Annotated in this window: 11 protein-coding genes; 5 read left to right on the top strand and 6 right to left on the bottom strand. The window is 71.3% G+C overall.

Annotated features, from left to right (window positions below; genetic code table 11):
- Position 1 precedes the first annotated feature (1 nt).
- Together ABZT12_RS10995 and ABZT12_RS11000 are read left to right on the top strand one after the other, a co-directional pair.
- Positions 2-397 carry a DUF742 domain-containing protein gene (locus tag ABZT12_RS10995; RefSeq protein WP_356380820.1) on the top strand — a complete coding sequence of 132 codons (396 nt, stop codon included), beginning with the start codon at positions 2-4 and terminating at the stop codon, positions 395-397.
- A 96-nt stretch (positions 398-493) separates the two neighbouring features.
- Positions 494-1,096 carry an ATP/GTP-binding protein gene (locus tag ABZT12_RS11000; protein ID WP_356380823.1) on the top strand — a complete coding sequence of 201 codons (603 nt, stop codon included), beginning with the start codon at positions 494-496 and terminating at the stop codon, positions 1,094-1,096.
- A 144-nt stretch (positions 1,097-1,240) separates the two neighbouring features.
- On the opposite strand, the gene glpK is transcribed toward ABZT12_RS11000, so the two are convergent.
- The 3 genes from glpK to ABZT12_RS11015 all read right to left on the bottom strand — a co-directional run bounded on the left by glpK (position 1,241) and on the right by ABZT12_RS11015 (position 4,634).
- The gene (glpK, locus tag ABZT12_RS11005; protein WP_356380826.1) at positions 1,241-2,749 is read right to left on the bottom strand and encodes a glycerol kinase GlpK; all 1,509 of its coding nucleotides are present in this window, start codon (positions 2,747-2,749) and stop codon (positions 1,241-1,243) included.
- Between the two features lie 272 nt (positions 2,750-3,021).
- Positions 3,022-4,212: a lipid-transfer protein gene (locus ABZT12_RS11010; protein ID WP_356380829.1), complete on the bottom strand. Its 1,191-nt coding sequence runs from the start codon at positions 4,210-4,212 to the stop codon at positions 3,022-3,024.
- The gene (locus ABZT12_RS11015; RefSeq protein ID WP_356380877.1) at positions 4,209-4,634 is read right to left on the bottom strand and encodes a zinc ribbon domain-containing protein; all 426 of its coding nucleotides are present in this window, start codon (positions 4,632-4,634) and stop codon (positions 4,209-4,211) included. The genes ABZT12_RS11010 and ABZT12_RS11015 overlap by 4 nt, the downstream gene beginning before the upstream one ends.
- A gap of 224 nt (positions 4,635-4,858) precedes the next feature.
- On the opposite strand from ABZT12_RS11015, the gene ABZT12_RS11020 reads away from it, so the two are divergent.
- On the top strand, positions 4,859-5,395 hold the full coding sequence (locus ABZT12_RS11020) for an NUDIX domain-containing protein (protein WP_356380832.1): 537 nt from the start codon (positions 4,859-4,861) through the stop codon (positions 5,393-5,395).
- A gap of 3 nt (positions 5,396-5,398) precedes the next feature.
- Here ABZT12_RS11020 and ABZT12_RS11025 read toward each other — a convergent pair whose 3' ends face one another.
- On the bottom strand, positions 5,399-7,750 hold the full coding sequence (locus ABZT12_RS11025) for a TIM-barrel domain-containing protein (protein ID WP_356380835.1): 2,352 nt from the start codon (positions 7,748-7,750) through the stop codon (positions 5,399-5,401).
- 213 nt (positions 7,751-7,963) lie between these two features.
- On the opposite strand from ABZT12_RS11025, the gene ABZT12_RS11030 reads away from it, so the two are divergent.
- Both ABZT12_RS11030 and ABZT12_RS11035 read left to right on the top strand, forming a co-directional pair.
- Positions 7,964-9,940 carry an acetoacetate--CoA ligase gene (locus ABZT12_RS11030; RefSeq protein WP_356380838.1) on the top strand — a complete coding sequence of 659 codons (1,977 nt, stop codon included), beginning with the start codon at positions 7,964-7,966 and terminating at the stop codon, positions 9,938-9,940.
- Positions 9,941-10,045: 105 nt separating this feature from the next.
- Positions 10,046-10,939 carry a hypothetical protein gene (locus ABZT12_RS11035; RefSeq protein ID WP_356380841.1) on the top strand — a complete coding sequence of 298 codons (894 nt, stop codon included), beginning with the start codon at positions 10,046-10,048 and terminating at the stop codon, positions 10,937-10,939.
- Between the two features lie 60 nt (positions 10,940-10,999).
- Here the strand turns inward: ABZT12_RS11035 and ptsP are convergent, their stop codons facing one another.
- Positions 11,000-12,670, bottom strand: a complete 1,671-nt coding sequence (gene ptsP / locus ABZT12_RS11040; protein ID WP_356380880.1) for a phosphoenolpyruvate--protein phosphotransferase — start codon at positions 12,668-12,670, stop codon at positions 11,000-11,002.
- 77 nt (positions 12,671-12,747) lie between these two features.
- Positions 12,748-13,197, bottom strand: a complete 450-nt coding sequence (locus ABZT12_RS11045) for a PTS glucose transporter subunit IIA (RefSeq protein ID WP_356380844.1) — start codon at positions 13,195-13,197, stop codon at positions 12,748-12,750.
- Positions 13,198-13,624 lie beyond the last annotated feature (427 nt).

The following is a 13,624-nucleotide window of genomic DNA, read 5'->3' on the forward strand; positions in this document are numbered from 1 at the left end:
CATGAGCGGAGACGGACAGGGAAGAAGGCACTGGTTCGACGACGAGGCCGGACCGGTCGTCCGCCCCTACGCGATGACACGCGGCCGCACCACCAGCGCGGCCCAGCACCGCCTCGACCTGATCGCGGTGGTGATCGCGGAGTCCCACGCGGACGACCCCGGCGCCGACGAGTCGCTCTCCCCGGAGCATGTGCGCATCGTCGAACTCTGCCGTGACGCCCCGCAGTCGGTCGCCGAACTCGCCGCCGAACTCGACCTGGCCATCGGAGTCGTCCGGGTCCTCATCGGGGACCTCGTGGACGAGGAACTCGTCCATGTATCGCGTCCCGTACCCCCTGCGGAACTGGTGGACGAGAGTATCCTGCGCGACGTGATAAGCGGCCTCCGGGCGCTGTGAACGGACGCGCGTGGCAACGGAGTCGACCTCGGATCCCCGGGTGGCGCGGTGCACCGGCCGCGGCCCCTCGACCCCATCAAGCAGGAGAACAGATCGATGATCTTCGGGCGTTCTGAGCGTGGCAAGCCCCCGGTCGAGCCCGTCACCCTCAAGATCCTGGTGGCCGGCGGTTTCGGCGTGGGCAAGACCACCCTCGTCGGCGCGGTCAGTGAGATCAGGCCGCTGCGCACCGAGGAACTGCTCACCGAGGCCGGCCGCCCGGTCGACGACACGAGCGGCGTGGAGGGCAAGCACACCACCACCGTAGCCATGGACTTCGGCCGCATCACCCTGCGCGAGGACCTCGTGCTGTACCTCTTCGGGACACCCGGACAGGAACGGTTCTGGTTCATGTGGGACGAGCTGTCCGAGGGCTCGCTCGGCGCCGTCGTCCTCGCCGACACCCGCCGCCTGGAGGACTGCTTCGCCGCCGTCGACTACTTCGAGCGGCGCTCCATACCCTTCGTGATCGGCGTCAACTGCTTCGAGGACGCCGCCCGTTACCCCGAATCCGCCATACGGCAGGCCCTCGACCTCGACGACGACGTACCGATCCTCCTGTGCGACGCCCGCGACCGGACGTCGGCCAAGGAGGTCCTCATCGGCGTCGTCCAGCACGCGATGGAGAACGCGACGGCCCGCCGGGGCGCCACCGCCTGACCCGCGCCCACGGCCCGTACCTCCACGGGCAGGGGTACGAGCCGCCGGACGGGCACGCGCGTGTGGGGAGCCCGCCACGCCCTTCGGGCCGCTCCGCGCGACCGTCCGTCCGGGCCGCTCGACGCGCCCGGAGCCCAGGACGCCTTACGCGTCGCCCTCCTCCCAGCCGAAGCTCCTCTCCACCGCCTTGCGCCAGTTGTGGTGTTCGCGGTCCCGCGCCGACGGCTCCATGGACGGCGTCCACTCGACGTCCTTGCGCCAGTGCGAGGTGAGTTCGTCGAGGTCGTTCCAGACCCCGGTGGCGAGTCCGGCCGCGTAGGCGGCGCCCAGGCAGGTCGTCTCGGAGACCACCGGGCGGATCACCGGCACACCGAGGACGTCCGCCTGGTGCTGCATGAGGAGGTTGTTCCTGGTCATGCCGCCGTCCACCTTCAGGGAGGTGATCCGCACCCCGGAGTCCTGGAACATCGCGTCCACCACCTCGCGCGTCTGCCAGCTCGTCGCCTCCAGCACCGCGCGCGCGAGGTGCGCCTTCGTGACGTACCGGGTGAGCCCGGTGACGACACCTCGCGCGTCGGAACGCCAGTAGGGGGCGAACAGGCCCGAGAAGGCGGGCACGATGTACGCCCCGCCGTTGTCCTCGACGCTCGCCGCCAGCGTCTCGATCTCGTCGGCGTCGCGGATGATGCCGAGTTGGTCGCGGAACCACTGAACGAGCGCGCCCGTGACGGCGATCGATCCCTCCAGGCAGTACACCGGCGCCTCCCCGCCGATCTTGTAACCCACCGTGGTGAGGAGCCCGTTCTTCGAAGGAACGGGCCGGTCACCGGTGTTGAGCAGCAGGAAGCTGCCCGTGCCATAGGTGTTCTTCGCCGTGCCCACGCCGTAGCAGGCCTGCCCGAACAGGGCCGCCTGCTGGTCACCGAGGGCCGACGCCACGGGTACGCCCGCGAGTTGGCCGACCGCCGTGCCGTAGACCTCGGCGGAGGACCGGATCTCGGGGAGGATCGTCTCGGGCAGGTCCATCGCGGAGAGGATGGCCGGGTCCCACTGGAGGGTCCGCAGATTCATCAGCATGGTGCGTCCGGCGTTGGTGACGTCGGTGACGTGCCGGCCGCCGTCGGTGCCGCCGGTGAGGTTCCAGATCAGCCAGGAGTCGATGGTTCCGAAGGCGATCTCGCCGTGTTCGGCCCGGGTCCTGAGACCGGGCACGTTGTCGAGCAGCCAGGCCGCCTTGGGCCCGGAGAAGTAGCTGGCGAGCGGCAGACCGGTCTGTTCGCGGAACCGGTCCTGCCCGTCCGAGCCGCCGAGTGCGTCGCACAGGGCGGCGGTACGGGTGTCCTGCCACACGATGGCGTTGTGCACGGGCTTGCCCGTCGTGCGGTCCCAGAGGACCGTCGTCTCCCGCTGGTTGGTGATGCCGAGCGCGCTGAGCTGGTCGGCGCGCAGCCCGGCCTTGGCGAGCGCTCCGGCGACCACGGCCTGGACCTTGGACCAGATCTCGGTGGCGTCGTGCTCCACCCAGCCCGGCTTGGGGAAGATCTGGCGGTGCTCGCGCTGGTCGACGGCGACGATCGCGCCGTCGTGGTCGAAGACGATGCAACGGCTGGAGGTGGTGCCCTGGTCGATTGCGGCGACGAACCTGTCCGTCATGACGACCCCTTTGTCGTGTCCTTCCGGAACGTGCGGTCCTTCGGATCCCTCAGGTCCCGCGGAAGGCTGCGCTGCGGACGACTCCGGCGAGCGCCCCGCCGATCAGCGGCCCCGCCACCGGGATCCACGCGCCGGGAAGTGTTCACCGGCGCTCGGGGACCGTCAAGGTCGCGGGCACCAACGGTGACACCGGCTCCCCGGAGCGCCCGGTCCCGGCGCTCCCCGTCCCGTCCGCTCCGTCCTGCTCCACCTCATCCCCCTCGCCCCTCGCCTCACCGCACCGCGACCACCGCCGAACCATGCCCGAACAGACCCTGGTTCGCGGTCATGCCCACCCGGGCCCCAGCGACCTGCCGGTCACCCGCTTCACCCCTCAACTGCCAGGTGAGCTCGCAGACTTGGGCGATCGCCTGGGCCGGAACCGCCTCCCCGAAGGAGGCCAGCCCACCGCTCACGTTGACCGGGACGCGACCGCCCGGAGACGTCACGCCCGCCAGGAGCAACTCGGCGCCCTGCCCCTCGCCGCACAGCCCCAGATCCTCGTACCACTGCAACTCCAGGGCGGTGGACAGGTCGTACACCTCGGCCAGGGACAGGTCCTCGGGCCCGATACCCGCCTCCTCGTAGGCCGCGCGCGCGATCGACGCCCGGAACGTCTCGGCGGGGGGCGCCACCGCCACCGCCGAGTCGGTCGCGATGTCCGGCAGGTCCAGCACCGTCTGCGGGTACCGGGGTGTCACGGTGGACACCGCCCGGATCCGCACCGGCTCGGTCCTCGCGTGCCGGCGGGCGAACTCCATGCTGGTCAGCACCAGCGCGGCCCCGCCGTCCGAGGTGGCGCAGATGTCCAGCAGGCGCAGCGGATCGGCGACCACGGGGGAGGCGGCGACCTCCTCGGCGGTGACCCGCTTGCGGTAGCGGGCGTTCGGATTGAGCGCCCCCGAGGCCGAGTTCTTCACCTTGACCCGGGCGAAGTCCTCCGGGGTGTCGCCGTACACGGCCATCCGGCGCCGCGCGTACAGCCCGAAGTACGTCGGATTGGTCGCCCCGAGCACGCGGAAGCGGAGCCAGTCCGGATCGTCGGGCCGGTCCCCGCCGGCCGGCCGGAAGAACCCCTTGGGCGCGGCATCGGCACCCACCACCAGCACCACGTCCGAACGCCCGGCGAGGATCTGCACGCGCGCGGTGTCGATCGCCTGCGCCCCGGAAGCGCACGCCGCGTAGACACTCGTCACCCGGGCCCCCTGCCAGCCCAGCGCCTTCGCGAACGTCGCGCCCGCCACGTACCCCGGGTATCCGCCACGCACCGTGTCCGCGCCGACGACCGAACCGACGTCCCGCCACTCCAGCCCGGCGTCGGAGAGGGCCGCGCGGGCCGCCGTCGTCCCGTACTCGACGAAGCCGCGCCCCCACTTACCCCAGGGGTGCATTCCGGCGCCGAGCACCGCCACCTCTCCTGTCATGCCGTCACCCCCGCGGGCCTCCAGTGCCAGGTCGTCCAGGTCGTCTCCGCGTCCTCACCGAGCACACCGGGGACGACCTCCATCTCCATGCCCACCGTCAGATCGGCGACGGTGATCCCGGGAACCGCCTGTCCCAGCACCACGATCCGCTCGGCCGTCAGCTCCACAGCGATCAACGCGTACGGCTCCCACGGAAGTTCCGGATCGCTCACATAGGGTGACGGAGGCCGGTAGCGGCCGTCCGTGTACGACCAGACCCGGCCGCGCCGCGACAGCCCGACCTCCTCCAGCTCGCCGCCCGGGCACGCGGGGTTGCGGCAGTGTCCGTCCTCGCGCGGGAAGAAGACCGAGGCGCAGGCCGAGCAGCGGGTGCCGAGCAGCCGGAAACCGTCCCCGTCCCCGGTGAACCACCCGGCGACCACAGGCATACGTGTGCGCGACAAGTCTCCTCCAGGGCACCGAATCTGACGGAACGTCAGAAGTCTGCCACGGGCCCCGGGAAATAGGCAGGGCGTCCGGCGAACCGTGGACGCCCTCCCAGCGTCGTCGTTACGGGAGGAGCGTCCGGGGCCCACGGGGGTGGCTCCGGGCGCTCCTCACCCGCCCCGGTACGACGTGCTCCGGTTGATCGGATACAGTCCGCCGGGTGTCCGAAACTCAAGCCTCCGTCCCCAACTCCGCGCCGGACTCCCACTGTTCGAGCTGCGGGTCGCCCTACGGAGAGGGCGTCACCGACTGGCCCCGCAGCTGTCAGGCCTGCGGCGCCGTCGCGTACCGCAACCCGCTCCCCGTAGCGGTCGCCCTCCAGCCCGTGTACGACACGAAGGGCACCGCCCTCGTCGTCATCACCCGAACCATCGACCCCGCGCGCGGAGGCATCGCCCTGCCCGGCGGCTACCTCGACCACCGCGAGGACTGGCGGCAGGCCCTCGTCCGCGAACTCGTCGAGGAGACGGGCATCGAAGCGGCGAGCCGCGACGTACGCCTCATCGACGCCCTGAGCTCGTCCGACGGGCACCTGCTGCTCTTCGGACTCCTCCCGGAGCGCCCGGCCGAGAGCCTCCCGAAGCCGGCGGCCACGGACGAGACGGAGGGCTGGCACCTCCTGCGCAGGCCCGAAGAGCTCGCCTTCCCGCTCCACACGCTGGTGGTACGGGCCTGGTTCGAAGGCCGGTACATCTGAGCCTCAGCGCTCGCCCAGCCCCCGTACCCGCACCGGGCGGCCCGGCTCGTCCACGCCGCCCTCCCGCTCCCGCTCCACGACCACCCGCCGACGCTCCCAGCGGGCGACGTAACGCTCGATCTCCGGCTCGTCCCACCCGTCGCCCACGTCCGGCACCACCAGGCCGCCCCCGGTCCCTCCCAGGGCCGGGGCCCATACCTCCAGCTCCGTACCACCGTCCGCACCGCGCACGGGAAGCACGGCACCCGCACGGGCGAACACCGGTATCCGGGACAGCGGAGCGTCGACGAGCACCCGGCCCGGCCCCTCGTACGCCCGCTCGGTCGCCGTGTCGTACCAGCGCCCCCGGGGCAGCTGCACCGCACGCCGGTCCGCGCCAGGAACGAGCACCGGCGCCACCAGCAGGCAGTCGCCGAGCAGGAAGGCGTCCTCGCAGTCGCGCAGCGCACGGTCCTCCGGCGCCCCCCACCACACCGGCCGCACATAGGGCGCCCCGGTCCACCGCGCCACGTGGGCCAGCGTCATGAAGTACGGCAGCAGCCGCCGCCGTTCGACCAGCGCCACGCGCGCGTGCTCCACCACGTCCGCCCCGAACTCCCGGGGCTCCCGGAGCCCCGCCCACGTACGGAACAACGGCAGATACGCGCCCAACTGGAGCCGGCGCAGGAACAGTTCGGGCGACCGGCCCGCGTCGGGGCCGCCGACGTCCGTCCCGGAGTACGGCACCCCGCACAGCCCGAGGCCCACGACCAGTGACAGCGCGGTCCGAAGCCCCGCCCAGCCGGGCGCCACCCCGCCGGACCACGTGCCCCCGTAGCGCTGCATCCCGGCCCAGCCCGAGCGCGAGAGGACGAACGGCCGCTCCCGGGGCACCAGTTCACGCACTCCCTCGTGGACCGCCCTGGCCATGCACAGCGCGTACACGTTGTGCGCCTCGCGATGGTCACCTCCGCGCCCCTCCAGGGAGTGCCGGGTAGACCGAGGCAGCGTCGACTCCCCGAAGGCCGCGAAGGACGTGGGCTCGTTCATGTCGTGCCAGAAGCCGGCGAACCCCTGTGAGAGCCGCTCCCCGTAGAGCCGCCCCCACCACTCCCGCACGCGCGCGTGGGTGAAGTCCGGGAAAACGGCCTCCCCGGACCGTGCGACTCCCCGCACCACGCGACCCGCGGCGTCCCGCACGAACGCGTCCAGTGCCGCCCCGCTGTCATGAACGGCGTTCCCCGGGGCGGCCTCCACCCCCGGCTGCACCACCGACACCAGCCGGACGCCGTCCCGCCGCAGCTCCTCGGCGAGGACCGGCACCTGCGCGAAGCCGTCCCGGTCGACGGTGAACACCCGGTGCCCGTCGTGGTGAGCGCTGTCCAGGTGCACGGCGTCCAGCGGCAGACCGCGTTCCCGGCAGTCGGCCACGAACCGCCGTATCTCCCGCTCACCCCCGGCACCCCACCGCACGTGATGACCCAGCGCCCACGCCGGCGGCAGTGCCGGCGCCCCGGTCAGCGACACCCAGGCGTGCAGCACGCGCGCGGGAGTACCCACCATCACCCAGCAGCGCAGGGGACCGCCGTCCATCCGCAGCTGCGACCCCCCGCACCGGTCATGCCCCGAACCGGCGCCCTCCTCGCCCTCCCGCAGCGTCACCGTGCCGTCCCACGAGGTGTCGTAGAACGCCAGATGCGTCGCCGCGTCCGCCACCACCAACTGCACCGGCATCGTCAGCGACAGCGGATCGTCACCGGGACCGGGGGCGCGACCGGGAGCGGTGTTCCACAGCCGGTACACGCCGTCCCGCAGTACGGGCCCGCCCCCACGCCCCCCGAGGCCGAAGAAGCGGGCGTCCGCCGCCACCTCCGACCGCTGCGCCCAGCGCGCCGTGCCACCGCCCACCGGTTCCCACCAGCGCGGCGGCAGCTCACGGCGGAGCGTCACCCCACCGGGCGTACATACCTCGAGCGCGCCGTGCCGCGAGACCACGACCGTCACCCGCTCCGCCACGACCCGCCAGCCGCCGTCCTTGTCCGGCTCCAGGGCGGCCCGGGGATCCGGCTCGGGACAGTGCCCCGCCAGCGCGTACGACGGCTCCGGACCGGCCCCGTCCCAGCCCCAGAAGACCGCCCCGTTCACCGCGACGGTGACCCGCAGCTCGGAGCGGCTGAACTTGATCACGCCACCCCCGGGCCCCGGCTCCGCCGCCAGCACCGGGCCGGGTACCCGCGCCCGCTCGGCCCCCCGGGAGGGCAGCCCGGCGGCATCCGCACGCCTCCCGCGCCACGCCGCCCGTACGGTACGCAATCCTTGCGCCGCCCCCGTCGAACCGATCACCTTCACCGAACGCACCAGGTCACGACCGTTCATGCTGCTCACCCTGTCACCACCGGCCGCGCAACCACGCGTCGTTCAACTTCCGTTCACCCGCCCCGGGACCAGATCTTCACGTCGGGGTCCACAGAGGACGCGCCCTGGTGCGAGAGTCGATCACATGGCATCGTCCGTGTCAGCCGCGTCACGCGCACACCCCCGCCCGTGCGCGGCCGACGCACACGAAGCGCACAGTCCGGGAGCCGCCCCATGTCGACCGCGAACCCCCTGCCGCTCTGGCAGCCAGAGCCGGAACGCATCGCCCAGGCACAGATCACCAGGTTCCAGTCCTGGGCGGCCGAACACCACGGAGCCCCCGCCGAGGGCGGTTACGCGGCGCTGCACCGCTGGTCGGTGGAGGAGCTGGACACCTTCTGGAGAGCCGTCACCGAGTGGTTCGACGTGCGGTTCTCCACCCCCTACGCGCGCGTACTCGGCGACCGGGCGATGCCGGGCGCCCAATGGTTCCCCGGAGCGACCCTCAACTACGCCGAGCACGCCCTGCGCGCGGCCACGACCCGCGCGGACGAACCGGCCCTCCTGTATGTCGACGAGACCCACGAGCCGCGACCGGTCACCTGGGACGCGCTGCGCCGCCAGGTCGGCTCCCTCGCCGCCGAACTGCGCGCCCTCGGCGTGCGCCCCGGAGACCGCGTCAGCGGCTACCTGCCGAACGTCCCCCAGGCCGTCGTCGCCTTCCTGGCGACGGCGACGGTGGGCGGCGTCTGGACCTCCTGCGCCCCCGACTTCGGCGCTCGCAGCGTCCTCGACCGCTTCCAACAGGTCGAGCCTGTCGTCCTGTTCACCGTCGACGGCTACCGCTACGGCGGCAAGGAACACGACCGCCGGGACACCGTCGCCGAACTCCGTCGCGACCTGCCCACCCTGCGCGCCGTCGTCCACATCCCCCTCCTGGGGACCGACGCCCCCGAAGGAGCCCTGGAGTGGTCGGCCCTCACCTCGGCCGACACGGAACCCGACTTCGAACAGGTCCCCTTCGGGCACCCCCTGTGGGTCCTCTACTCCTCCGGCACGACCGGCCTGCCCAAGGCGATCGTCCAGTCCCAGGGCGGCATCCTCGTAGAACACCTCAAACAACTGGGCCTCCACTGCGACCTCGGCCCCGAGGACCGCTTCTTCTGGTACACCTCCACCGGCTGGATGATGTGGAACTTCCTCGTCTCCGGCCTCCTCACCGGCACCACGATCGTTCTCTACGACGGCAGCCCCGGCTACCCCGACACCGGCGCCCAGTGGCGGGTGGCCGAACGCACCGGAGCGACGCTCTACGGCACCTCGGCCGCGTACGTCATGGCCTGCCGCAAGGCCGGCGTGCACCCCGCCCGCGACTTCGACCTCTCCCGGGTGCAGTGCGTCGCCACCACCGGATCGCCGCTGCCACCCGACGGATTCCGCTGGCTGCACGACGAGTTCGCGGAGAGCGGGGCGGACCTGTGGGTCGCCTCGGTCAGCGGCGGCACCGACGTCTGCTCCTGCTTCGCGGGAGCCGTACCGACCCTCCCCGTGTACATCGGCGAACTCCAGGCCCCCGGCCTCGGCACCGACCTCCGGTCCTGGGACCCGAACGGCGAACCCCTCGTCGACCAGGTCGGCGAACTAGTGGTCACCAACCCCATGCCGTCCATGCCGATCCACTTCTGGAACGACCCCGACGGCAGCCGCTACCACGGCAGTTACTTCGACACCTACCCCGGAGTGTGGCGCCACGGCGACTGGATCACCGTCACCTCGCGCGGCTCCGTGATCATCCATGGCCGCTCCGACTCCACGCTCAACCGCCAAGGCGTGCGCATGGGTTCGGCCGACATCTACGAAGCCGTGGAACGGCTCCCCGAGATCAGGGAATCCCTCGTCATCGGCGTCGAACTGCCCGACGGCGGGTACTGGATGCCCCTCTTCGTCCACCTGACGCCGGGACACCGCCTCGACGACGCCCTGCTGGACCGCATCAAGCGGACCATCCGCGAGCAGCTCTCCCCGCGCCACGTCCCCGACGAGATCATCGAGGTCCCGGGAGTCCCGCACACCCTCACCGGCAAACGCATCGAGGTCCCGGTCAAGCGTCTCCTCCAGGGCACCCCGCTGGAGAAGGCCGTCAACCCCGGCTCCATCGACAACCTCGGCCTGCTGAGCGTCTACGAGGAACTCGCGCGCAAACGCGCCTGAACACGGACACCCCCCGCCCGGGCCAGGAGCGCCTGGCCCCGGCATCGTTGTCAGTGCCGCCGGTTACTGTGAGTGAGCATTGATCGACCGCGTGCAGGGGGAAACATGACACACACCGACCACCAGACCATGCGACGCGTTCTGCGCCGCGAACTCGCCGGAACCATCGGCCTGTTGACCGACGAGCAGGACTTCCACGTCATGCGGCGCTACCGCAGCTTCGCCTTCGACGACCACACCGTCTACCTCGAACAGGTCGAGGCCCTCCTCAAGACCCGCGCCGCCCAGGGCAGCCACACCACCGTCGCCCTCTTCGACCCCGAGGAGTACGCCGACTTCTGCGCGCGGAGGAGCCTCGACCCCGACCTCCCGTCGAGCCGCACCCGCTTCACCGCGGAACTCGCGACCACGGGCCCCACCGTGCCCTACGAGGGCCAGCCCCTGGCCGACCTGGTCCCGGCCCTCGTCGACGAGGCCGTCCGCCAGGCGACCTGGGAGTACGCCAGCACGCTCCTGGCCCGCCTCGGCACCTGCGCCTCCTGCGGCGAGGACCTCGGCCGCGCCGCCTTCCACCGCGCCTCCGACCTCCTCGTCCGCATCCTCGACACGGCACGGCCGGGACACCGGCACCTGGTCTGCAGCGTCTCGGGAACACCGGAAACCCTCATCGCCGTCCTCCACGCGGACCAGGACGACGAGGGAAACACCCACCTCGACGACGGCGAGGCCCTGGAATTCACCACGGTCCTGGCCCTGGGCATCGCCACCCGCGACCCCGGCGGACTCGTCATGCGCACCACCAGCCAGGGCACCACCGACCGCGTCTACGGCTGGCGCCTGCGCGGCGAGAGCCTCGAACCCCTCACCGCTGGCGAGGTCTTCGACGCCTACTGCACCGACGTCGAATCCGGCGACCTCATCTCCCCGGAGTCAGGCGTCGACTACTGCGCACCGCCGGACCTGGGCGACGACGGAGCCCCCGCGGGACACCGGCACTGAACGCCCGAGGGGCGCCCCACCAAATGGAGCGCCCCTCGCGAACCGCCCGGAAGGGGCCGCCTACTCGCCCGACAACACCGCCTGAGCCGCGGCACGCGCATCCGCGGCACTGTCCGTGGCCCGCGCCGCGGCAGCCGCCCGCTCGCACTGGGCCAGCGTGTACTTGGCCAGCGCCGACCGCACGTACGGAATCGACGCCGAACCCATGGAGAGGGAGGTGACACCCAGACCGGTCAGCACACACGCGAGCAGCGGGTCGGCCGCGGCTTCACCACAGACGCCACAGCTCTTGCCCTCGGCCTTCGCCGCCTCGGCGGACAGCGCGACCAGATCGAGCAGCGCGGGCTGCCAAGGATCCTGCAGACGGGAGACCGCGCCCACCTGACGGTCGGCGGCGAAGGTGTACTGCGCGAGGTCGTTGGTCCCCAGGGAGAGGAACTCGACCTCTCGCAGGATCGAGCGCGCCCGCAGCGCGGCCGATGGAATCTCCACCATCGCACCGAACTTCGCCCGCAGGCCGGCTTCACGGCACGCGTCCGCGAACGCCTTGGCGTCGGCACGGTCCGCGACCATCGGCGCCATCACCTCAAGGTGGACGGGCAGCCCCTCCGACGCCTTCGCGAGCGCCGTCAGCTGGGTACGCAGCACCTCGGGGTGATCCAGCAGCGTCCGCAGCCCGCGCACACCCAGCGCCGGGTTCGGCTCGTCGGCCGGAGTAAGGAAGTCCAGCGGCTTGTCCGCCCCCGCGTCCAGCACCCGTACGACGACCCGGCCCTCGGGGAATGCCTCGAGTACCTGTCGGTAGGCCTCGATCTGCTTCTCCTCGGACGGCGCGTTGGCACTGTCGTCGAGGAACAGGAACTCGGTTCGGAAGAGGCCAACCCCTTCGGCCCCGGCCTCGACGGCGGCCGGCACGTCCGCGGGACCCCCGACATTCGCCAGCAGCGGCACCTTGTGCCCGTCGGACGTGACACCCGGCCCGGTGGAAGTGGAGAGAGCGGCCCTGCGCTCGGCGGCAGCGGCCTCCAACTGCGCCCTCTTCTCGGCACTGGGGTCCACGAAGATCTCGCCGGTGCTGCCATCCACCGCGATCACCGTGCCTTCGGCCAGCTCTCCGGCCCCGGGCAGCGCCACCACGGCCGGCACACCCAGCGCCCGCGCCAGGATCGCGCTGTGACTCGTCGGCCCGCCCTCCTCGGTGACGAAACCGAGAACCAGCGTCGGGTCGAGCAACGCGGTGTCCGCCGGCGCGAGGTCACGCGCGATCAGGACGTACGGCTCGTCGCTGTCCGGGACACCCGGCATCGGCACCCCGAGCAGCCGGGCGACGATACGGTTCCGCACGTCGTCCAGGTCGGCCACCCGGCCGGCCAGGTACTCCCCGGCACCCGCGAGCAGGGCGCGGTACGAGGCGAACGCGTCGTACACGGCCCGCTCGGCGGTGCTGCCGACGGCGATACGCCGTTCCACGTCCGCCATCAGCTCGGGGTCCTGGGCCATCATGGCCTGCGCCTCGAGTACCGCCTGGGCTTCACCCCCGGCCAAGGTGCCGCGCGCCATCAGGTCGGCCGCCACGGCTTCCACGGCCTTGTGGGCGCGCCCCTGTTCCCGCTCCGTGTCCTCGGCCGGAATCTGCTTGGCAGGCGGTTCCAGCACCGCCGTCCCCATGTGCCGAACCTCGCCGATGGCCACACCGTGGCTCACGCCGACGCCTCGCAGCGTTGTCTCCATCTCACCCGTCTCCGATAGTGCGGCGGGTCCCGCCGCCGCGATGGTGTCCTGCTCCCCGTCGTAGGACGGGGAGGACCTCACTGCCAGCCGAAGAGACTGTCGCCGGTCTTCACGTCGCCCTCGTCGCGGAGACCAGAGAGGGAGTCAGCCGTGGCTTCCAGTGCCACGACCGGGCACACAGCGGATTTGCCCGCGGCCTCGACGGCGGCAGGGTTCCAGCGCACGACACCCTGACCACGGGTCACGGTGTCTCCCTTGTTGACGAGCAGCTCGAAGCCCTCGCCGTTGAGTTGCACGGTGTCGATACCGAGGTGCGTGAGGACACCGTGCCCCTCGTCGTCGACGACCACGAAGGCGTGGGGGTGCAGGGAGACGATCACCCCGTCCACCGGCGCCACCGCCACTGAAGGCTCACGTACCGGGTCAATGGCGGTGCCGGGACCGACCATGGCTCCGGAGAAGACCGGATCAGGCACCGCTGCCAGTCCGATGGCGCGTCCATCTAGTGGGGACGTCACGCTGGTCATGGGGCCTCCCAAGGGGCGGAGATCTTGAAGGATCGTCACTGCACGTGTTCGAAGGTGCACCGAGCAACAGGGTATGTCGTATGTAGTACCAGTTGCGTACGATAGCTCCGATTAGAGGTCTAGACCACACCTCACATGGATTTGCCCCGGCTCCGCGGCCCCCTGTACAGTCGTACTCCTGCTTGAGACCGAGCGGCGTGATCAACCGCCTCGCTTGGCTGAGCAGCATCCAACTTGTCAGATCCTATCTCGGGGTCACCTTCTGCATGCCTGCGGACGGTGGTCAGGGGGCAGGAAAAACACTGATAGAGTTTGGAACAGCGAAGGGAAGCGCCCGGAGGAAAGCCCGAGAGGGTGAGTACAAAGGAAGCGTCCGTTCCTTGAGAACTCAACAGCGTGCCAAAAATCAACGCCAGATTTGTTGATA

This window comes from Streptomyces sp. NPDC005423 (assembly GCF_040606415.1).
Classification (GTDB): domain Bacteria; phylum Actinomycetota; class Actinomycetes; order Streptomycetales; family Streptomycetaceae; genus Streptomyces.

Excerpts from the sequence above, each read along its gene's own strand:
- ABZT12_RS11025 (WP_356380835.1), bottom strand. The coding sequence starts at position 7,750 with ATGAACGGTCGTGACCTGGTGCGTTCGGTGAAGGTGATCGGTTCGACG.
- ABZT12_RS11030 (WP_356380838.1), top strand. The coding sequence starts at position 7,964 with ATGTCGACCGCGAACCCCCTGCCGCTCTGGCAGCCAGAGCCGGAACGC.
- ABZT12_RS11000 (WP_356380823.1), top strand. The coding sequence starts at position 494 with ATGATCTTCGGGCGTTCTGAGCGTGGCAAGCCCCCGGTCGAGCCCGTC.
- ABZT12_RS11035 (WP_356380841.1), top strand. The coding sequence starts at position 10,046 with ATGACACACACCGACCACCAGACCATGCGACGCGTTCTGCGCCGCGAA.
- ABZT12_RS11045 (WP_356380844.1), bottom strand. The coding sequence starts at position 13,197 with ATGACCAGCGTGACGTCCCCACTAGATGGACGCGCCATCGGACTGGCA.
- ABZT12_RS10995 (WP_356380820.1), top strand. The coding sequence starts at position 2 with ATGAGCGGAGACGGACAGGGAAGAAGGCACTGGTTCGACGACGAGGCC.
- ptsP (WP_356380880.1), bottom strand. The coding sequence starts at position 12,670 with ATGGAGACAACGCTGCGAGGCGTCGGCGTGAGCCACGGTGTGGCCATC.
- glpK (WP_356380826.1), bottom strand. The coding sequence starts at position 2,749 with ATGACGGACAGGTTCGTCGCCGCAATCGACCAGGGCACCACCTCCAGC.
- ABZT12_RS11010 (WP_356380829.1), bottom strand. The coding sequence starts at position 4,212 with ATGACAGGAGAGGTGGCGGTGCTCGGCGCCGGAATGCACCCCTGGGGT.